This window comes from Mycobacterium sp. (assembly GCF_046330795.1).
Classification (GTDB): domain Bacteria; phylum Actinomycetota; class Actinomycetes; order Mycobacteriales; family Mycobacteriaceae; genus Mycobacterium.
The window spans coordinates 1,231,062-1,250,960 of the sequence record NZ_JAXLSA010000001.1 but is presented as its reverse complement, the minus strand read 5'-3'; the positions used below and the strand labels follow the sequence as shown (position 1 = coordinate 1,250,960).

At 68.7% G+C, this 19,899-nt stretch carries 20 protein-coding genes and 1 pseudogene; 14 read left to right on the top strand and 7 right to left on the bottom strand.

What is annotated here, in order from left to right:
* Window positions 1–3: 3 nt before the first annotated feature.
* Entirely contained in the window at window positions 4–1,017 is a 1,014-nt protein-coding gene (locus U0R18_RS05920; RefSeq protein ID WP_526366861.1) for a nitronate monooxygenase, read from the top strand.
* A gap of 8 nt (window positions 1,018–1,025) precedes the next feature.
* Here the strand turns inward: U0R18_RS05920 and U0R18_RS05915 are convergent, their stop codons facing one another.
* Together U0R18_RS05915 and ald are read right to left on the bottom strand one after the other, a co-directional pair.
* Window positions 1,026–1,715, bottom strand: coding sequence for a maleylpyruvate isomerase family mycothiol-dependent enzyme (locus U0R18_RS05915; protein ID WP_526366859.1), 690 nt, complete (start codon window positions 1,713–1,715; stop codon window positions 1,026–1,028).
* Window positions 1,716–1,847: 132 nt separating this feature from the next.
* Window positions 1,848–2,963: an alanine dehydrogenase gene (gene ald / locus U0R18_RS05910; RefSeq protein WP_526366857.1), complete on the bottom strand. Its 1,116-nt coding sequence runs from the start codon at window positions 2,961–2,963 to the stop codon at window positions 1,848–1,850.
* A gap of 67 nt (window positions 2,964–3,030) precedes the next feature.
* Here ald and aldR point away from each other — a divergent pair, with 67 nt between their 5' ends.
* Window positions 3,031–3,543, top strand: coding sequence for an HTH-type transcriptional regulator AldR (gene aldR / locus U0R18_RS05905; RefSeq protein WP_526366855.1), 513 nt, complete (start codon window positions 3,031–3,033; stop codon window positions 3,541–3,543).
* Between the two features lie 12 nt (window positions 3,544–3,555).
* Here the strand turns inward: aldR and U0R18_RS05900 are convergent, their stop codons facing one another.
* Window positions 3,556–5,160 (bottom strand): HNH endonuclease signature motif containing protein, encoded by a 1,605-nt coding sequence (locus U0R18_RS05900; protein WP_526366853.1) that lies wholly within the window; start codon window positions 5,158–5,160, stop codon window positions 3,556–3,558.
* A 131-nt stretch (window positions 5,161–5,291) separates the two neighbouring features.
* Between U0R18_RS05900 and dapB the strand changes: the two genes are divergently transcribed.
* The 5 genes from dapB to U0R18_RS05875 are packed head-to-tail and all read left to right on the top strand — an operon-like array spanning window position 5,292 to window position 8,157.
* Window positions 5,292–6,029, top strand: a complete 738-nt coding sequence (gene dapB, locus U0R18_RS05895; RefSeq protein WP_526366851.1) for a 4-hydroxy-tetrahydrodipicolinate reductase — start codon at window positions 5,292–5,294, stop codon at window positions 6,027–6,029.
* Window positions 6,026–6,469, top strand: coding sequence for a hypothetical protein (locus U0R18_RS05890; RefSeq protein WP_526366849.1), 444 nt, complete (start codon window positions 6,026–6,028; stop codon window positions 6,467–6,469). The genes dapB and U0R18_RS05890 overlap by 4 nt, the downstream gene beginning before the upstream one ends.
* A complete protein-coding gene (locus U0R18_RS05885; protein ID WP_526366847.1) occupies window positions 6,466–6,918 on the top strand; it encodes a flavodoxin family protein in 453 nt (150 codons plus the stop codon). The genes U0R18_RS05890 and U0R18_RS05885 overlap by 4 nt, the downstream gene beginning before the upstream one ends.
* 8 nt (window positions 6,919–6,926) lie before the next feature.
* A complete protein-coding gene (locus tag U0R18_RS05880; RefSeq protein WP_526366845.1) occupies window positions 6,927–7,673 on the top strand; it encodes an alpha/beta fold hydrolase in 747 nt (248 codons plus the stop codon).
* A 28-nt stretch (window positions 7,674–7,701) separates the two neighbouring features.
* The gene (locus tag U0R18_RS05875; RefSeq protein WP_526366843.1) at window positions 7,702–8,157 is read left to right on the top strand and encodes a hypothetical protein; all 456 of its coding nucleotides are present in this window, start codon (window positions 7,702–7,704) and stop codon (window positions 8,155–8,157) included.
* Between the two features lie 5 nt (window positions 8,158–8,162).
* On the opposite strand, the gene U0R18_RS05870 is transcribed toward U0R18_RS05875, so the two are convergent.
* Window positions 8,163–8,900, bottom strand: coding sequence for a dienelactone hydrolase family protein (locus U0R18_RS05870; protein ID WP_526366841.1), 738 nt, complete (start codon window positions 8,898–8,900; stop codon window positions 8,163–8,165).
* 42 nt (window positions 8,901–8,942) lie between these two features.
* Between U0R18_RS05870 and U0R18_RS05865 the strand changes: the two genes are divergently transcribed.
* Genes U0R18_RS05865 through U0R18_RS05840 form a run of 6 tightly spaced genes read left to right on the top strand, consistent with a single transcriptional unit; the run spans window position 8,943 to window position 14,825 of the window.
* Entirely contained in the window at window positions 8,943–9,743 is an 801-nt protein-coding gene (locus U0R18_RS05865) for a thymidylate synthase (protein WP_526366839.1), read from the top strand.
* Window positions 9,740–10,219 (top strand): dihydrofolate reductase, encoded by a 480-nt coding sequence (locus U0R18_RS05860; protein WP_526366837.1) that lies wholly within the window; start codon window positions 9,740–9,742, stop codon window positions 10,217–10,219. The genes U0R18_RS05865 and U0R18_RS05860 overlap by 4 nt, the downstream gene beginning before the upstream one ends.
* A complete protein-coding gene (locus U0R18_RS05855; RefSeq protein WP_526366835.1) occupies window positions 10,216–11,415 on the top strand; it encodes a winged helix-turn-helix domain-containing protein in 1,200 nt (399 codons plus the stop codon). Before U0R18_RS05860 ends, U0R18_RS05855 begins: the two co-directional genes overlap by 4 nt.
* A 33-nt stretch (window positions 11,416–11,448) precedes the next feature.
* Complete coding sequence (gene thyX, locus U0R18_RS05850; protein WP_526366833.1) at window positions 11,449–12,201, top strand: FAD-dependent thymidylate synthase; 753 nt, start codon at window positions 11,449–11,451, stop codon at window positions 12,199–12,201.
* Window positions 12,202–12,236: 35 nt separating this feature from the next.
* A complete protein-coding gene (gene dapA / locus U0R18_RS05845; protein WP_526366831.1) occupies window positions 12,237–13,139 on the top strand; it encodes a 4-hydroxy-tetrahydrodipicolinate synthase in 903 nt (300 codons plus the stop codon).
* 9 nt (window positions 13,140–13,148) lie between these two features.
* Window positions 13,149–14,825 (top strand): ribonuclease J, encoded by a 1,677-nt coding sequence (locus U0R18_RS05840; protein WP_526366829.1) that lies wholly within the window; start codon window positions 13,149–13,151, stop codon window positions 14,823–14,825.
* Here the strand turns inward: U0R18_RS05840 and U0R18_RS05835 are convergent, their stop codons facing one another.
* The 3 genes from U0R18_RS05835 to U0R18_RS05825 are packed head-to-tail and all read right to left on the bottom strand — an operon-like array spanning window position 14,826 to window position 17,168.
* Window positions 14,826–15,977, bottom strand: coding sequence for an LLM class flavin-dependent oxidoreductase (locus U0R18_RS05835; protein ID WP_526366827.1), 1,152 nt, complete (start codon window positions 15,975–15,977; stop codon window positions 14,826–14,828).
* Window positions 15,978–16,024: 47 nt separating this feature from the next.
* Window positions 16,025–16,843: a mycofactocin-coupled SDR family oxidoreductase gene (locus U0R18_RS05830; protein WP_526366825.1), complete on the bottom strand. Its 819-nt coding sequence runs from the start codon at window positions 16,841–16,843 to the stop codon at window positions 16,025–16,027.
* 1 nt (window position 16,844) lies between these two features.
* Window positions 16,845–17,168 (bottom strand): putative quinol monooxygenase, encoded by a 324-nt coding sequence (locus tag U0R18_RS05825; protein ID WP_526366823.1) that lies wholly within the window; start codon window positions 17,166–17,168, stop codon window positions 16,845–16,847.
* A gap of 108 nt (window positions 17,169–17,276) precedes the next feature.
* On the opposite strand from U0R18_RS05825, the pseudogene U0R18_RS05820 reads away from it, so the two are divergent.
* A pseudogene (locus tag U0R18_RS05820) lies at window positions 17,277–19,897 on the top strand (DNA translocase FtsK 4TM domain-containing protein).
* Window positions 19,898–19,899: the final 2 nt, after the last annotated feature.

Below are 19,899 nucleotides of genomic sequence, written 5' to 3'. Positions count from 1 at the left end.
CTCGTGTTGTTCGCGCTGCGCGATCTGGATGTGCCGGTGCTCGGCGCTCCGATGGCCGGCGGCCCGGGAACTCCGCAATTGGCGGCCTCGGTATCCTCGGCCGGCGGCTTGGGCTTCCTGCCCGGCGGCTACCTCGACGCGCAACAGCTGGCGGGGAACATCGCCGCCGCGCGGTCGTCCACCTCCGGACCGCTGGGAGTGAATCTGTTCGTCCCGCAGGCCGGCGTCGCCGACCCGGTCGAGCTCGAGCGCTACCGGGCCGCCCTGCGAGAGTTGGCCGACCGTTACGGTGTCGAACCCGGTGACCCCCGCTGGGACGACGACGGCTGGGACGCGAAGGTCGAGCTGCTGCTGGACGTCCGGCCCGAGGTTGTCTCGTTCACCTTCGCGCTGCCCGATCCGGCGGTGACGGCCCGGCTGCGGGCCGCCGGGATCGCGACCGCGATGACGGTCACCACCGTCGAAGAGGCGCGGGCAGCAACGGGTTTCGATGCTCTGGTGGTCCAGGGTCCGGAAGCCGGCGGGCATCGCGGAACCCTGGATCCTGCCGTCGAACCGTCCCGCCGGCCATTGCCCGAATTGCTGACCGCCGTGGTCGCCGCCGTCGACGTGCCGGTGGTGGCGGCCGGCGGCCTCACCGACGCCGGCGCCGTTGCGGTCGCGATGCGTGCCGGGGCATCCGCGGTGCAGGCCGGCACCGCACTCCTGCTGGCCGACGAGGCCGGCACAAATCCCGTGCACCGCGCGGCGCTGCGCGATCCCGGATTCACGAAAACCGTTGTCACCCGGTCCTTCTCGGGGCGGTACGCGCGAGGGCTGGAGAACGAGTTCACCCGGCACTTCGACCCGCTGGCACCGCTGGGATATCCCGAGGTGCACTACCTGACCTCGCCGATCCGACGGGCCGCCGTGGCCGCCGGCGACCCGCATGGAACGAACCTGTGGGCCGGGACCCAATTCCGCTCGGCGCGCGCGGCATCCGTCGCCGAGATCGTCAGCGGGCTCGTCGACGGCTGACGATCGGGTCACACAGCCGGGATCGGCTGGTCGTCGTCGCGTGGGCCGAAGACCCCGAAGCAATCGACCATCGTGTCCGTCGGTGCCGACGCCCAGTCCCACCCAGCGATCTGGCGCCGCGAGCGGCGGCTGAACATCGCCCGGAACAGTTCGTAGCCGGTGGCGCGCAACGCGGTCTGGTGTTCGCCCGACCCGCAGTGCCAGGTGCCGTCCCGCTCGTCGGTGACCGCGACGGTCGCAACGTCGTTCAGCCGTGCCCCGAGAAGTCCCATCATCGTGGAGAGGAACGGCTCTTCCCAGTGCTCCCGGTCGACGCTGCGCAGCCCCAGCGCTTCCCGCAGGTCCGATTCGTGACAGATCACATCGGCGGCCGCGTTGGGGCCGGTGAACCGTTGTCCGGCAAGGCTCGACGCGACGGCCGGCGCAAACTCCTGCCACTCGGCGAGGAGGTCCTGCACTGATCGATCGCGGCGTTCGGCGACCTGACGTGCGGTCCAGTCGTCACCGCCGGCGCCTTCGAGGCGTCCGCCCACGCCGTCGGCGGCCACCCCTACCAGGTGCGCGAGGACATCGTGCACCGTCCACTCCGGTGTCGCGGGCACGGTCAGCCCGAGCTGAGCCTCGTCGAGTTGGCCGGCGACGTCGGTGATTCGCAGCCAGGCGTTGCGATAGGTCTCGTCGAGCGGCGGGAGCGTCATCCCGCAGACCCTACTCCAATAGTGAGAAGACTCTAAGAAAGGGCGCTGGCGCGATGTGCCCGGCCGGAATTCATCGCCCGGCCGACGCAAGAATGCGCCGACCGGGCGATGGCGGCCAGGTTTGTGGGGATATCAGGCGAACAGCGGCGCCGGGTCGGTGAACGGCAGGCCGAGGTCGTCGGCGACCTGCTGGGACAGCAGCGCACCGTCGTGTGTCGAAAGACCTTTGGCCAGAGCGGGATTCGCGGCGCAGGCCGCCTTCCAGCCCCGGTCGGCCAGCTTCAGCACGTAGGGCATGGTGGCGTTCGTCAGGGCGAACGTGGACGTGCGCGGAACCGAGCCCGGCATGTTCGCGACGCAGTAGAACACGCTGTCGTGCACGGTGAACGTCGGGTCGTCGTGGGTGGTCGGCCGCGAGTCCTCGAAGCACCCACCCTGGTCGATCGCGATGTCCACCAGCACCGAACCCGTTTTCATATGTGCGACAGTGTCATTGGTGACCAGCTTGGGGGCCTTGGCGCCCGGCACCAGGACCGCGCCGATCACCAGGTCGGCCTGCTTGACCGCGTCCTCGAGTTCCAGCCGCGCGGAATAGCGGGTCTCGATGGCACCGCCGTACTCGGCGTCGATCTTGCGCAGGATGTTGATGTTGAGGTCGAACACCGTGACGTGAGCGCCCATGCCCCAGGCGACGGCGGCGGCGTTGTCGCCGGCCATTCCGCCGCCGATCACGACGACCTTGGCCGGGGCGACACCGGGGACGCCGCCCATCAGGACACCGCGGCCGCCCTGGGTCCGCATCAGGTGGTAGGCGCCCACCTGGGCCGCGAGCCGGCCCGCGACCTCGCTCATGGGGGCCAGCAGTGGCAGTGCGCCATCGGCGGTCTGCACCGTCTCGTAGGCGATCGACGTGGTACCGGAGGCGAGCAGCGCGTCCGTGCACGGCCTGGACGCGGCCAGGTGCAGGTACGTGAACAGCGTCTGATCCTTGCGCATCCGGGCGTACTCGGCCTCGATGGGCTCCTTGACCTTCAGCAGCAGATCCGCCTGCGACCACACCTGTTCGGCGGTGCTGACGATCTCCGCACCGGCCGCCTTGAAGTCGCGGTCGTCGATCGCCGAGCCCAGGCCGGCACCGGCCTGGACGACGACGTTGTGACCGCGCCGGGTCAGTTCGGCCACGCCGGCCGGGGTGAGCGCGACCCGGTATTCGTTGTTCTTGATTTCGGTAGGAACGCCGATATGCATCCGTCAAGTGTGAAGAAAGTGCGACATGATCACAAACATTATGAAGAAGATTCACTAGGATTCCGCCATGGCCGAACAACAGGCGGCGTCAACGGCGGGTCGCGGGTCCACGTCGAAGGATCTTCGGCCCACTCTGGACGACGTCGATCGCCGCATCCTCACAACCCTGCACAGCGACGCCCGCATTTCCAACAGCGCCCTCGCCGAGATCGTCGGGGTCGCGCCGTCGACCTGTCATGGGCGGGTGCGCCGACTGCAGGAGGTCGGGGTGATCCGCGGCTTCTACACCGACATCGATCCGGCGGCCATCGGGCTCTCGATGCAGGCGATGATCTCGGTGAGCCTGCAGTCCGGCGCGCGCGGCAAGATTCGCAAGTTCATCCAGCAGATCCGGCGCAAGCCCCAGGTGATGGACGTGTACTTCCTGGCGGGAGCCGACGATTTCATCCTGCACGTCGCCGCCCGCGACACCGAGGATCTTCGTGCGTTCGTCGTGGAGAACCTCAACGCCGACCATGACGTTGCCGGCACCCAGACCTCGCTGATCTTCGAGCATCTGCGGGGCGCGTCGCCATTGTGAACCCGCTGCGCCTCAGAACGGGGGCGCGATGTTGCGTTCGGCGACCCGATCGGCATTGAGGGCACGCTCGGCCCGGATCCGGGCCGCACGTGCCTTCACCCTGGGTCTTCTTCGTTTCGGCATCGCGAGCCCTCGTGACGGTGAGGACGGCGTGGCGGTAACGGCGGGCAGCGGCGCGCTGGATGGGTCGAAGCTCGGAAATAGCAGCGCGGCAAAGGGCTTCGTCGCGTAGGTCACTCCGGACGGGGTGGTGACGGTGACGGTGCCGTCAGGATCCTGTCGTTCGGACCATCCCGGCCAGAATGTCTTGAGCAGGTGATGTTTTCGGCATTTGCAGTTGGTGTTCGACGGATGAGTCGCACCGACCGGCCATGGAATGCTGTGGTCGATGTCGGCGGTGGTGGCCGGCCTGTCGCAGCCGGGGAAGCGGCACGTGAGATCGCGGTAGCGGACGAATCGGGAGTGGTCGGCGGGCAACCGGTAGCTGCTGGCCGGGGCGGGGCCGGGCGTGGTGAGCCATCGGACGGCCGCACCGCGGGCGATCAGGTCCGCCAGCAGTGTGGCGGGCAGCACCCCGCCGCGAGGCAGATCGACGACGACGGCGGCGGGGCGCGGAGCTGGTCCGTCATCAGACGCGGGCGGGGGCGGCGAGGGCGGAGCTGACGTCGGTTCGGGGGTCGCAGGTGGGGTTGGCGTCGCCGGTCCGTGCGGCCCGTCGTCGTCGGGCGGTGGGGTTGGTCCGGGTCGGGTCGGGCCCGTCGGATCGTCGTCGCCGGGATCCCCGTCGGGTTCGTCGGACAAGGCCGACGCGTCGGCCAGGATGTGCACGACGAACCGAGCCGCGACCTCGTCCTCACCGGCAGCGGCGGGGCAGTCGGGGTTGTCGCACCGGCAGGGCAAGCGGGTGGCTCGAACGGCAAGCGCCCCCATGGCATCGGACCGACGCTGTGCCAGGGTGCGGGGGTCGTCGTCGCACACGCTGTGGATCAGTGAACCGACGGCCTGGTGCAGCAGTGCACCATCCGCCGCCGACAGGCGGCCGGACACGCTGACGGTGCCCGAGGGGTCGCACGGGTCGCCGATCGTGAAATCGCGACCCTGCAACGAGTTCCGGGACCGTCTCACCGCCCCGGGGTCGCGGCGCTCCACGATCGCGTCGACAGCTTTCTCGAGCTTGTACTTCGACAACGGCCCGAAGCGTGAAGCGGAGTCGGCGATGTCCGCATCGATGGCGGTCAATGCGGCCGCGTCGGTGACCAGTCCGGTCCGGTTGCAGATGGTGCTGACGGCGCGCTCGCTGAGGTGGCCCGCCAGGTAGTGGGCGCCGACCGTGGGCAGCCTGTCACGCAGGGTGATCGCGTCGTCCATGAGTCCCGAAGCCCTGCCGTGCGACACCGACAGAGCGCATGCCACCTCTGCCGCGCAGGCGTCCCAGTCGTCGCAGGACCAGTCGGGGTGTTCGTCGACCACCCGTCGCCGCACCAGCTCCGCGACGGCCACCGCGGTGCGGGCCTCGGCGGCCGCTGCCACGCGGGCACTCTCGGTGATGGCCGCCGCCAGGGCAGCATCTCCGAGCCTGCGCACGTCGGCGGGATCCGGCAACTTGCTTTCGAACATGCTTGCGATCCTATTCGGCATTCGGCCAGGTAACGGCCGTCCATGGCCGTCACCGCGCCCAGTTGTGGATGAAATCCGAACTGTGGACAACGGGCCGGGATCGGGCGCACATCGCCGACTACGCTGCATCCATGCGAGTCGGAGTCTTGGGAGCCAAGGGCAAGGTCGGAGCGACGATGGTGGCGGCGGTGCGGGACGCCGACGATCTCACCTTCACCGCCGGGGTCGACGCGGGGGATGACCTGAGCCTGCTCACCGACAGCGGCACCGAGGCCGTCATCGACTTCACCCACCCCGACGTCGTGATGGACAACCTGAAGTTCTTGATCGACAACGGGATTCACGCGGTGGTCGGCACCACCGGCTTCACGCAGGAACGCCTCGATCAGGTGCAGAGCTGGGTCGACGACAAGCCGGGAGCTGCGGTGCTGATCGCACCGAACTTCGCGATCGGAGCGGTGCTCAGCATGCATTTCGCCAAGCAGGCCGCACCGTATTTCGAGTCGGTGGAGATCATCGAACTGCACCACCCGCACAAGGCCGACGCGCCGTCGGGCACCGCGACACGCACCGCGAAGCTGGTCGCTGAAGCCCGAAAGGGCCTGCCGCCCAACCCCGATGCCACCAGCACCGGGCTCGAGGGCGCGCGTGGCGCCGACGTCGACGGCATCCCGGTGCACTCGGTACGGCTGACCGGTCTGGTGGCCCATCAGGAGGTGCTGCTGGGGACCCTGGGCGAGACGCTGACCATTCGGCACGACAGTCTGGACCGCACGTCGTTCGTCCCGGGCGTGCTGCTCGCCGTCCGCAAGATCAACGAGCATCCGGGACTGACCGTGGGGATCGAGCCACTGCTGAACCTGCAATGAAGACCAGGCTGCTGATCGGCTTCCTGTGCCTGGCGCTCGTCGTCTACTTCGTGCTGCTGGGGCGCGTGGCCGTCGCGATGATCACCGACGGGCGCCCGGCGGCGGTGGGGCTCGGGATCGCGCTGCTGGCCTTCCCGGTCATCGGCGGCTGGGCGATGGTCGCCACTCTGCGGGCCGGCTTCGCGCACCAGAAGCTGGCCCGGCTGGCCGCGGCCCAGGGCATGGAACTCGACGTCAGCGACCTACCCCGGCGGGCGTCGGGCCGTATCGAACGTGGCGCCGCCGATCAGCTGTTCGACACCGTCCGCGCCGAACTGGATGACGATCCGGACAACTGGGTGCGCTGGTACCGGGTGGCGCGGGCCTACGACTATGCCGGGGACCGCAGCCGAGCCCGGGAAGCGATGAAGAGAGCCGTCCTGCTCGAGGAGCGACGGTGACGCGACTGCTGATCGTCCACCACACGCCGAGCCCGCACTGTCAGGAGATGTTCGAGGCGGTGGTCGCCGGCGCGACCGATCCCGAGATCGAAGCTGTCGAGGTCATCCGGCGCCCCGCGCTGACCGTCGCCCCGGTCGAGTGGTTGGAGGCCGACGGGTATCTGCTCGGCACTCCCGCCAACCTCGGCTATATCAGTGGGGCGCTCAAGCATGCGTTCGACTGTGCCTACTACCAGTTGCTCGACGCGACGCGGGGCAGACCCTTCGGCGTCTGGCTGCACGGCAACGAGGGCACCGAGGGTGCCGAGCGGGCCATCGACGGCATCACCGCCGGGTTGGGCTGGGAGCGGGCGGCGGCGACGGTGATCGCCTCGGGCAAACCGGCCAAGGCGGAGCTCGAAGCGTGCTGGAATCTGGGTGCGACGGTAGCGGCGCAGTTGATGGGGTAGGGGGCGCGATGCAGGGGCCGAACTTCATCCTTCTGCACGGTGGCGGTCAGGGCAGCTGGGTGTGGCGCCAGCTGATCGACGCCCTCACTGCGCAGTCCGCAGACTGCCTGACCCTCGATGTGCCCGGTTGCGGCACGAAGCGCGGACGCGACATCTCCGCGGTCGAATTCGATGACATTGCAACCGAACTCATCGCTGATGTCGAATCTGCCGGCCTGGCTGACCCGATTCTCGTCGGGCATTCGCAAGCCGGGCAGCTGATCCCGCGAATGGCCGACTTAGCGCCAGGGCTGTTCCGTCGGCTGATCTACGTCACGTGCTCGGCGGCGCCGCCCGGCCGATCGATCCTCGAGCTCATCGGAAACCAACGTCGCGGGGACGGGAACGACCAGGTGGGCTTCCCGCTCGATCCGGCGACGACGCCGCTCGGCGACCAGTTCCGTGCCATGTTCTGCAACGACATGTCGTCGACCGACCAGGATGCGTTCCTTGCCAAGCTGGGGCAGGACAACTGGCCGTTGAGTTCCTACACCTACCGCGACTGGCGCTATGACCACCTTGCCTCGGCGTTCTCGACCTACGTGATCTGCGAGCAGGACCAGAGCCTGCCGGCACCTTGGCAGGAGCGCTTCGCGGATACTCTGCAAGTCGGTCGCACTGTCCGAATCGATGCCGGACACCAGGCGATGAACACCCAACCCGGCGCGCTTGCCGACCTGTTGTTGACGGAAGCCGGCAACGACCGGGTTCGATAGGGACGACACCGATACGACGGAGGATCAGATGCCCGGAATCGCTGAGATCGCGCTCGCGGGGGCGCCGCTGGCCGGTGGCGCGCTACTCGGTCTGGCGGCTGGGAATATCAAGTCGCCCGATGTCCGGGCGCTGATCAAACAAGACATGGACCTGCTCGATCGGTTGCCGGCCGAGCAGGTCGAGCGGCGGGCCAACCTGCAGCGGGTCATCGACCAGCGCGTCGACGACCTGATCAACGGCGTCGACAAGGCGCAGTCCCTGCGCGAGATCGCAATGTCCTATCGCGGCAACTGGCGCGACATCGTCGTGTTCATCTGCGCGTTGCTGTTCACCATCATCTGGTGGAATGTCAGCCACAACCGGGCGAACTGGTTGGCGATGTTCCTGGCGATGATCCTGCTGTGCGTCGTCACCGCCGCCTACGCCGGCCGCGGCATCTGGCGCGCGTTGCGTTCCCTGGTCGGCAGCAGCAAGGACGACTGATCAGGTCAGGTCAATTTCGCGCCGAAGACCTCGCGCATCGCGGCCCAGTGCCGCTCGGCGGCTGCCGGGTCATAGGGCGCGTTGTCCGGCACGGCGAACCCGTGGGCGGCGGCGTAGAACTCGATGGTGTGCTCCACCCCGGCCGCGGTCAGCGCGCCGTCCAGCGTCTCGGCCTGTTCGGGGGTGAACGAGGCGTCGTTCTCGGCTGCGCCCACGTAGACCGCCGCCCGCATCTTGTCGGCCAGCAGGTGCGGGCTGCCCGGATCGTCGGCCGCCAGGCCGCCGCCGTGGAAACTCATTGCCGCCGCGACTCGTTCGGGTACCCGGCCGGCCACCACCAGCGAGGTCCGGCCGCCCATGCAGTAGCCGGTGGTGCCGAACGACCCGCCGCGCACCTCCGGTCGCCCGGCCAGATAATCGAAGAACGCCGCCGCGTCGGTGGCCATGATGTCGGGGGTGACCTTGGAGATCATGCCGAACAGTCGCGCGCGCTCGGCGGCATCGCCGAACACGCTGGCCATGTCGAACGGCGCCCAGCCGGGATCCCGGTAGTACACGTCGGGCACCAGGACGGCATACCCGTAGCCGGCCAGTCGCTGCGCCATCTCGGTGAATGCGGGCCGCGCCCCACCGGCATCGGGATACATGACCACGCCGGGCCATGGACCCTCGCCCTCGGGAAGAGCCAGGGTGACGGGGCAGGAGCCGTCGGAAGTGGTGATGACGTCGGTAATGGTGGGCATGCCATCCGTTCTACCGGAGCCGTCGGCACGTAAACTGCGGATGTGCCGATTCCAACCCCGTACGAGGACCTGCTTCGCCTGGTGCTCGCCGAGGGAGTTCCCAAATCCGATCGCACCGGCACCGGCACCCGCAGCCTGTTCGGGCATCAGATGCGCTATGACCTGTCCGCCGGTTTTCCGCTGATCACCACCAAGAAAGTCCACACCAAGTCGGTGATCTACGAACTGCTGTGGTTCCTGCGCGGCGACTCCAACGTACGCTGGCTCCAGGAGCACGGCGTGACAATCTGGGACGAATGGGCTTCTCCCACAGGTGAACTCGGACCCGTCTACGGGGTGCAGTGGCGGTCGTGGCCCACGCCGTCCGGTGCGCACATCGACCAGATCACCGCCGCCATCGAACTGCTCGAGCGGGACCCGGACTCGCGCCGCAACATCGTCTCGGCCTGGAACGTGGGAGAGATCCCGCAGATGGCCCTACCGCCGTGTCACGCGTTCTTCCAGTTCTACGTGGCGGACGGCAAGCTCAGCTGCCAGCTGTACCAGCGCAGCGCGGATCTGTTTCTCGGGGTGCCGTTCAACATCGCCAGCTACGCGCTGCTGACCCACATGGTGGCCGCGCAGACCGGCCTCGGGGTCGGCGAGTTCGTCTGGACCGGCGGCGACTGCCACATCTACGACAACCACGTGGACCAGGTCAACGAACAGCTCTCCCGCGACCCGCGGCCCTATCCGGAGCTCGTTCTGGCACAGCGTGATTCGATCTTCGATTACACCTACGAGGACATCGAGATCCGGGACTACCATCCGCATCCGGCGATCAAGGCACCCGTCGCGGTATGACCGGTCCCGCCCTGGTTTGGGCGCAGTCGACAGCTGGGGTGATCGGCCGTGATGGCGGCATCCCGTGGCACATTCCCGAGGATCTGGCGCACTTCAAGGAGCTCACTCTTGGGCATCCCGTGATCATGGGCCGGCTCACCTGGGATTCGCTGCCGGCCAGGTTCCGGCCCCTGCCAGGCCGGCGCAACCTCGTGCTCACTCGTGACCCGCACTTCGTTGCCGACGGTGCCGAGGTGATCGCGGCGCTGGACGACGCGCCGTCGGCCGACGCATGGGTGATCGGCGGGGCGCAGGTGTATGCGCTGGCGCTGCCGTTGGCCGCGCGTTGCGAGGTCACCGAGGTGGACGTGGACCTGGGACGCGAGGACGGCGACGCACTGGCACCGGTGCTCGACGACGGTTGGGTGCGCACCGCGGGGGACTGGCAGATCAGCACCTCGGGGTTGCGCTACCGGTTCGTCAGCTACCGGCGATGAACCTCTCGGTTGCACAGGCGCGACGAATTGCCCTGGCGGCACAGGGTTTTCATGAGCGGAAGCCGAGCGGTCCGGTGACGCGGGCGCAGCTGAAGCGGCTCATCGCCCGCATCCAGGTGCTGCAACTGGACTCGGTGTCGGTCGCGGTGCGAGCGCACTACGCCCCGGTGTTCAGCCGGCTCGGCGGCTACGACCGCGACCTGCTGGACCGGGCGGCCTGGAGTCACAGCGCCCGCTCTCCGCGCCTGCTCATCGAGTACTGGGCGCACGAGGCCGCGCTGATGGCGGTCGAGGACTGGCCGCTGCTGCGCTGGCGGATGCGCGAGTACGCCGACGGCCGGTGGGGCCGGGAGATCGTCCGGAAGAATCGGCGGCTGGCCGATGACATCGTCAGTGCCGTTGCGGACCGGGGCCCGTCGACGGCGGGGCAGATCGAGTCGCACCTGGAAGCGGAACCGCGCGGGCGTAAGGGTCCCTGGTGGGATCGCAGTGAGACCAAGTGGGTGGCCGAGGCGCTGTGGTCGTCGGGGGTGCTGACGACGGCGCACCGCACCGGATTCGCGCGGCACTACGACCTGACCGAGCGGGTGCTCCCGCCGGAGGTGCTGGCCCGGCAGGTGGACGACGGCCAGGCGGTGCGCGAGCTGATCCTCAAGGCCGCCGGTGCGCTGGGTGTGGGCACCGAGGCCGACCTCCGGGACTATTTCCGGCTGGGTGCCGCTCAGGTCAAACCGGCACTGGCCGCTCTCGTCGCCGCGGGGGAGTTGGAGCGCGTGACCATCGATGGTGTGCCCGCGTATCTCCTTGCCGGGCAGAAGATTCCGCGGGCCGATCGCGGGACCGCGCTGCTGTGCCCGTTCGATCCGCTGATCTTCTTCCGGCCGCGGGTCGAGCGGCTGTTCGGATTCCACTACCGGATCGAGATCTACACGCCGGCGGCAAAGCGGCAGTACGGCTACTACGTGTGGCCGTTCCTGCTCGACGGCGAACTCGTCGGCCGGGTCGATCTCAAGGCCGACCGCGCGGCGGGCGTGCTGCACGTCCCCGGCGCGTTCACCGAGGGCGGCCGGGACCGTCGCCGCATCGCCGCCGCGCTGGCCGCCGAACTCGCCTCGATGGCGGAATGGCTCGGCCTGCAAGGGGTTCGGGTCGGGGACCGAGGCGACCTCGCCGGGGCACTGGCAGCCTGCTGTTGACCTACCGCCGCGCGGCCGGACTAGGCTCACCCCGTGGCCGAGACCGCCCCGCTGCACGTACAGCTGATCGCCAAGACGGAGTTCGCGCCGCCGGTGGACGTCCCGTGGAGCACCGACGCCGACGGCGGCCAGGCGCTGGTCGAGTTCGCGGGCCGGGCCTGCTATCAGACCTGGGACAAGCCGAACCCGAGGACCGCCACGAACGCCGCGTACGTCAAGCACATCATCGACGTCGGGCATTTCGCGGCGCTCGAACATGCCAGCGCCACCTTCTACATCACCGGCGTGTCCCGGTCGTGCACCCATGAGCTGACCCGGCACCGGCACTTCTCCTACAGTCAGCTGTCCCAGCGCTACGTGCCCGCCGACGCGGCCGAGGTGGTGGTGCCGCCGGAGATCGCCGCCGATCCCGAGCTCGAACGGGTCTTCCTGCACGCGGTCGATGCCAGCCGAGTGGCCTTCGACGAGCTACTGGGCGGCCTGGAGTCCAAGCTCGACGACGCACCCGGTCAGACGCTGCGCCGCAAGCAGGCGCGCCAGGCCGCCCGCGCGATCCTGCCGAACGCCACCGAGAGCCGGATCGTGGTGACCGGCAACTACCGGGCCTGGCGGCACTTCATCGCGATGCGGGCCAGTGAGCACGCCGACGTGGAGATGCGCCGGCTGGCGATCGCCTGCCTGCGCCAACTGGCCGCGGCGGCACCCGCGGTGTTCGCCGATTTCGAGATCGCCACCCTGGCCGACGGCAGCGAGGTCGCGACCAGTCCGCTGGCGACGGACGTTTGAGAAACCGGTTCGCCCGGCACGGTAACCTTAGCGCCGTGAGCACCAGCGGATTCGACGTCAGCGCACGTGTGGGCACCGTGCTGACTGCCATGGTGACGCCGTTCGGCCCGGACGGCTCGCTGGATCTGGCCACCGCCAAGAAGCTCGCCACCCGGCTGGTCGACGCTGGGTGTGACGGCCTGGTGGTGTCCGGGACCACCGGGGAATCACCCACCACCACCGACGACGAGAAGATCGCGCTGCTGGGCGCCGTGCTCGAGGCGGTGGGCGACCGGGCCCGGATCATCGCGGGCGCCGGCACCTATGACACCGCTCACAGCGTGCACCTGGCGAAGGCGTGTGCCGCCGAGGGCGCGCACGGCCTGCTGGTGGTGACGCCGTACTACTCCCGGCCGCCGCAGGCCGGTCTGCTCGCGCACTTCCGCGCGGTCGCCAACGCCACCGAGCTGCCGAACGTGCTCTACGACATCCCGCCGCGCTCGTCGATCCCGATCGCCTGGGACACCCTGCGTGAGCTGGCGCGGCACCCGAACATCGTCGCGGTCAAGGATGCCAAGGGCGACCTGCACGGCGGCGCACAGATCATGGCCGAGACCGGCCTGGCGTACTACTCCGGTGACGATTCGCTGAATCTGCCGTGGCTGGCGGTCGGCGCGACCGGCGTCGTCAGCGTGTGGGGCCACGTCGCCGCCGGCCAGCTGCGCGACCTGGTGTCGTCGTTCAACTCCGGCGACATCGCGACGGCCCGCAAGATCACGGTGGGGCTGGCCCCGCTGGATGCCGCCCAGTCCCGGCTCGGCGGCGTGACCATGTCGAAGGCCGCGCTGCGGCTGCAGGGCTTCGACGCCGGCGATCCCCGACTGCCGCAGGTGCCGGCAACGCCCGAGCAGGTCGATGCGCTGGCCGCGGATCTTCGCGCCGCCGGCGTTCTGGGGTAGGCCTTGCCGATGGATACCGAACTCGCACCGCCCGGGCCGCTGGCCCCCGGTGGGCTGCGGGTCACCGCGCTGGGCGGGATCGGCGAAATCGGCCGCAACATGACGGTTTTCGAGCATCTGGGCCGTCTGCTGATCGTGGACTGCGGCGTGCTGTTCCCCACCCACGACGAACCCGGCGTCGACCTCATCCTGCCGGATCTGCGGCACATCGAGGACCGGCTCGAGGACATCGAGGCGCTGGTGCTCACCCACGCGCACGAGGACCACATCGGCGCCATCCCGTTCCTGCTCAAACTGCGGCCCGACATCCCCGTCGTGGGATCGCGGTTCACCCTGGCGCTGGTCGCCGCCAAGTGCCGCGAACACCGGATCAAACCGAAGTTCACCGAAGTCGCTGAGGGACAACGCAGTACGCACGGTGTGTTCGAATGCCAGTATTTCGCGGTCAATCATTCCATTCCCGACGCGCTGGCCATCGCCATCCACACCGGTGCGGGAACGGTCCTGCACACCGGTGACATCAAGCTGGACCAGACGCCGCTGGACGGCCGGCCGACCGATCTGCCCGGCATGTCCCGGCTCGGTGACGCCGGCGTCGATCTGTTCCTGTGCGATTCGACCAACTCCGAACATCCCGGGGTCAGCCCGTCGGAGAGCGAGGTGGGGCCGAACCTGCACCGGTTGATCCGCGGTGCTGACGGCCGCGTCATCGTCGCCTGCTTCGCGTCCAATGTCGATCGCGTGCAACAGATCATCGACGCCGCCGTTGCGTTGGGCCGCAAGGTGTCCTTCGTCGGCCGGTCGATGGTCCGCAACATGGGCATCGCGCGCGAGCTGGGATTCCTGACGGTGGCCGAGGACGATGTCCTGGACATCGGCGCGGCCGAGATGCTGCCGCCCGACCGGGTCGTGCTGGTGACGACGGGCACCCAGGGCGAGCCGATGGCGGCGCTGAGCCGGATGTCGAGGGGGGAGCACCGCAGCATCACCCTGACCGCGGGCGACCTGATCATCCTGTCCAGTTCGCTGATCCCCGGCAACGAGGAAGCGGTCTACGGCGTCATCGATTCGCTCGCCAAGATCGGTGCCCGGGTCGTGACCAACGCTCAAGTGCGCGTGCATGTTTCGGGTCACGCCTACGCCGGGGAGCTGCTCTTCCTGTACAACGGCGTGCGGCCCCGCAACGTGATGCCGGTGCACGGCACCTGGCGGCACCTGCGGGCCAACGCCAAGCTGGCCGCCGGCACCGGCGTGCCACCGGATAACATCCTGCTGGCCGAGAACGGCGTCAGCGTGGATCTGGTGAACGGTGTCGCGACCATCGCCGGGGCCGTGCCGGTGGGCAAGATGTTCGTCGACGGTCTCATCACCGGCGACGTGGGCGATGCCACGCTGGGGGAAAGGCTCATCCTCTCTTCGGGTTTCGTCGCGGTCACCGTCGTCGTGCAGCGCGGCACCGGCCGTCCGATCGCACCGGCGCACCTGCACTCCCGGGGGTTCAGCGAGGATCCCAAGGCGCTCGAGCCCGTCGCGTTGAAGGTGCAGGAGGAGTTGGAGACGCTGGCGGCGGGCAATGTCACCGACCCGGGACGGATCGCCCAGGCGGTCCGGCGCACGGTCGGTAAGTGGGTCGGCGAGACCTACCGGCGCCAACCGATGATCGTGCCCACCGTGCTCGAGGTCTGATCAGGAACGTCCGGCCCGCTCCGCCGCGTGGTCCTCGATCGCCTTTCCGATGGCGTGCGCGGCACGCTCCATGAACATGGTCCCGCTGCCGCGCACCCAGTCGCAGGAGGCGGCCGGGCCCGCGAGTTGGCCGGTGAAGTGCGGCATGACGTACTGGGCGAACAGTTCGTAGCTGTGCATCTTGGCCGCCGGCCGGGCCCAGTTGTGGTCCAGCAGCAGGAACGCGCCGAACCCGCCGTTGCTCGCCTCGACGAGCTCCTCGATCTTGGCGATGGCGTCCGCGGGCGTGCCGATCACGGCGAAGCCGGACTGGTTGTTGTTGGCCAGAATCTCTTCGACGGTGTCGCCCTGCACCGGTCCGCCCGGCAGCAGATGGCTGAAATACTGTGAGAACTCGACGATTCCGTATTCGACGTCCCGCTCCGCCTGCTCGCGGGTCTCGGCCAGGTGCATCGGGCCGACGAGGCGCCACTTGGACCGGTCCGCGACGTGACCGTGCTCGGCGGCGACCTCTTCCCACGTCGACCAGTGCTGGGCCAGCAGGTCCATGCCCTGTCGGGCGGTGGCCGCGATGGACAGCATCCCGACGCCGTGCCGGCCCGCGCCGCGCGGACCGGTCGGGGAGAACGAGGCGGCCACCGCGACGTCGAAACAGGGATCGGTGTAGGGCGCCAGTTGCAGCCGCGCATCCTGCAGGGTGAAGCCGTCGGTATGCATGGTGACCGTCTCGCCGCGCAGCAGGCGCATGATCGCGTCCAGACACTGCTCCATCCGCGGTCGCTGGTCGTCGGCGGGAATCCCGAGCATGTGTGCGTCGGACGTCAGCTGGCCGGGACCGCAGCCGAGCATCACGCGGCCGCGGGTCAGGTGGTCGAGCAGAACCATGCGGTCGGCCAGCATCAACGGGTTGTGATACGGCAGGGAATTCACTCCGGTACCCAGCTTGATGTGCTTGGTGCGTTCGGCGGCCACAGCGATCACCACTTCCGGGGAGGCGATGAGCTCGAAGCCGGCCGAATGATGCTCGCCGATCCATGCCTCGTGGAAGCCGAGCCGGTCCATCGCGACGATCAGGTCGAGATCGCGTTCGATGGCCAGCGTCGGGTTCTGCCCGGTGGGGTGGAACGGTGCCAAGAAGTTTCCGAAGCGCATCGGACCAGTCTGGGCCCAAACCCCATCGGGCGGATTGGATTCGGGAATCAGCGCTTGTTGACGTAGCCGGCGTCGACGGGCAGCGCGACCCCGGTGACGTAGCGCCCGGCGTCGGACACCAGGTAGAACACCGCGTTGGCGATGTCCTCGGGTTCCAGGGTCTGCACCGGCAACGCGTTCCCCATGTCCGGACCCCCCTGGGTCTCCTGCGCAATGCCCTCGAGCCACGACCGGGTGAAGTCGTTGTCGATCATCGGGGTGTTGACCCCGGCCGGATGGATCGAGTTCACCCGGATGTTGAACTGGGCCAACAGATTCGCGTAGGTCCGCATCAACCCGACGACGCCGTGTTTGGCCGCCGCGTAGCCCACCGACCCGGCGATCGGTGTGCCCACCCCGACCAGGCCCATGACCGAACTGGTCAGCACCATCGCGCCGCCGTTGCCGAACTTGATCATCGGCTTCATGGCCACGTCGACGGTGTGGTAGACGCCGGTCAGGTTGACGTCGAGGACGTCCTGCCACGCGCCGGCGTCGGCCATCGGTGCGATCCCGGCGTTCGCGACCACGATGTCGAGTCGGTCACCCAGCGCCTCGGTGCCGGCGCGCAACGCGGACTTCAGTGAATCCCGTTCGCGCACATCAGCTTCCGTCGCGAAGATCCGAGCGCCGGTCTCCTCGACCAATTTGACCGTGGCGGCCAGGTCGTCGGGGGTGGCCATCGGATAGGGCACCGACGCGATCTGGTCGCACAGGTCGACGGCGATGATGTCGGCGCCCTCGGAGGCGAGTTTCAGCGCGTGCGCGCGGCCCTGACCGCGCGCCGCACCGGTAATGAACGCGGTCCTGCCGGTCAGCGCACCCATCTCAGCCGCGCAGCTGACCCTTGGCGGGATCGCCGGCGACGATCGGCTTCAGCATCTTGATGTCGGGTGCGCCGTCGAGGTGCTCGCCGACCGCCCCGAACAGCTTGCCGATCGCCGGAGAGGTGCTGTGCGCCGTGAGCGCCTCCTCGTCGGCCCACTGCTCGACGAACACGAAGGTGTTGCCGGTTTCGTGCAGCGAGTACAGCTGGCAGCCGGGCTCGCCGTGCACCTCTTCGATGGCGGCCGTGCACGCGTCGCGAACGGCGTCGACGGACTCGGGTTTGGCGGTCATGGTGGCGACGACGACGACAGCGTTCTGGGGCATCTGCTCTCCCTCGGGGGACGTTCGTGTGACGCCATTCACCCTAACGACGGCGGCGTTCCGGCTTCGCGCGGCCTTCGCGGCGTAACAATTCGGCCACGGCCCGGGCCAATGGGCCAGTTCAGGGGCTGTGTGGCTGGTGTGGCGGATGGTGCAGCTGGGGTTGATGCGATTAGGCTTGCCGCATGCCTCCGAAGACCGCGACGCGTTCCGGCGCAGCCAAAACCAGCAGGTCACGAGCGGGTTCGCGACAGCCGGCCCGCAAGCCGGCCAAGAAGCCGAGCAGCCCCGCGGCCCGCCGCAACAATCCGTCCCTGGTGGCCTCGGCCGGTGCCGGAGCGGGACGCGCGGCGCGGGCAACCTGGCTGATGGTCGCCCGCGGCGTCGGGGGAACCGCACGGTCGGTCGGCCGGGCCCACGACATCGATCCCGGCCACCGCCGCGACGGGATCGCCCTGGCGCTGCTGGGCGTGGCGGTTGTCGTCGCCGCCAGCTCATGGTTCGACGCGGCCCGCCCGGTGGGAGCCTGGATCGACGAGATGCTGCGCACCGTGATCGGTGGCGCGGTCGTGCTGCTGCCGATCGCCCTGGTGGCCATCGCCGTCACCCTGATGCGGACCGCACCCAACCCGGAGGCCCGGCCCCGGTTGATCCTCGGCGCGGCCATGATCACGCTTCCGGCCCTGGGATTGTGGCACCTGTGGTCGGGCTCGCCCGATACGCCCGCGGGTCGCCGGCATGCCGGCGGGTTCGTCGGTCATGTGCTGGGCGGACCGCTGGCCGACGGGCTGAGCGCCTGGATCGCGGTGCCGCTGCTGTTCATCGGCGTGCTCTTCGGGGTGCTGCTGATGACCGGGACCACCATCCGCGAGGTGCCCGAGACCCTGAACGCCATGTTCGGCACGGCAATGTTCCGGCGCGACTACGACGGCGATGACGACTACGACGAGCGCGGCGAACACGACACGAATCCTGTTGCCGCACAGGGTTACCAGGACGATTTCTCGGACGGCTATTACGACAACGCCGTTGCCGACGACGACGGGCTGCCGGCCTGGCCGGGCGGCAGCCCCTACGAGAACTATCCGCTCACCGAGGGCCTCGCGGACGCCCCGACGGTCCCCGAGCCGGCGGCCCGACCGGCGCGCAAGCCACGCAAGAGCCCGGCAAAACCGAAGACCGACACCAAGGTTCTGGACCGGGTGATCGAGGGCCCGTATGTGCTTCCGTCGCTGGAGCTGCTGGTCGCCGGTGACCCGCCCAAGCGCCGCAGCCCCGCCAACGAGCAGATGGCCGATGCCATTTCCTCGGTGCTGCAACAGTTCAAGGTGGACGCCGCGGTCACCGGCTGCACCCGCGGGCCGACCGTCACGCGCTACGAGGTCGAGCTCGGCCCCGGCGTCAAGGTCGAGAAGATCACTGCGCTGCAACGCAATATCGCCTACGCGGTGGCCACCGAGAGCGTGCGCATGCTCGCGCCGATCCCCGGTAAGTCCGCGGTCGGGATCGAGGTGCCCAACACCGATCGTGAGATGGTCCGGCTGGCCGATGTGCTCACCGCACCGGAGACCCGAAAGGATCACCACCCGTTGGTGATCGGGCTGGGCAAGGACATCGAGGGCGACTTCATCTCGGCCAATCTGGCCAAGATGCCGCACCTGCTGGTGGCCGGCTCGACCGGTTCGGGCAAGTCCAGCTTCGTCAACTCGATGCTGGTGTCGCTGCTGGCCCGGGCCACCCCGGAAGAGGTCAGGATGATCCTGATCGACCCCAAGATGGTGGAACTGACGCCCTACGAAGGCATTCCGCACCTGATCACCCCCATCATCACCCAGCCCAAGAAGGCCGCCGCCGCGCTGGCCTGGCTGGTCGAGGAGATGGAACAGCGCTATCAGGACATGCAGGCATCCCGGGTCCGGCACATCGACGTGTTCAACGAGAAGGTGCGTTCCGGGGACATCACCGCGCCCCTGGGCAGCAACCGGGAGTACAAGCCGTATCCCTACATCCTGGCCATCGTCGATGAGCTCGCCGACCTGATGATGACCGCGCCGCGCGACGTCGAGGACGCCATCGTGCGGATCACCCAGAAGGCCCGTGCCGCCGGCATCCATCTGGTGCTGGCCACCCAGCGCCCGTCGGTCGACGTCGTCACCGGCCTGATCAAGACCAACGTGCCGTCCCGGCTGGCGTTCGCGACGTCATCGCTGACCGACAGCCGCGTCATCCTGGATCAGCCCGGTGCCGAGAAGCTCATCGGCATGGGCGACGGACTGTTCCTGCCGATGGGTGCGTCCAAGCCGCTGCGGTTGCAGGGCGCGTTCATCACCGACGAAGAGATCCACGCCATCGTCGAAGCCTGCAAGGATCAGGCCGAACCGGAGTACACCGACGGTGTCACCACGGCCAAGCCCACCGGCGAGCGCACCGACGTCGACCCCGACATCGGCGACGACATGGACGTCTTCCTGCAGGCCGTCGAATTGGTGGTGTCGAGTCAGTTCGGGTCGACCTCGATGCTGCAGCGCAAACTGCGCGTGGGCTTCGCCAAGGCCGGCCGCCTGATGGATCTGATGGAGACCCGCAACATCGTCGGGCCGTCCGAGGGCTCGAAGGCGCGCGAGGTTCTGGTCAAGCCCGACGAGCTGGCCGCGACGCTGACCCTGATCCGCGGCGGTTCGGATGCATCGGGCGGCTCGGGCGATCCCGACGACGACGAACCGGACTTCTGACG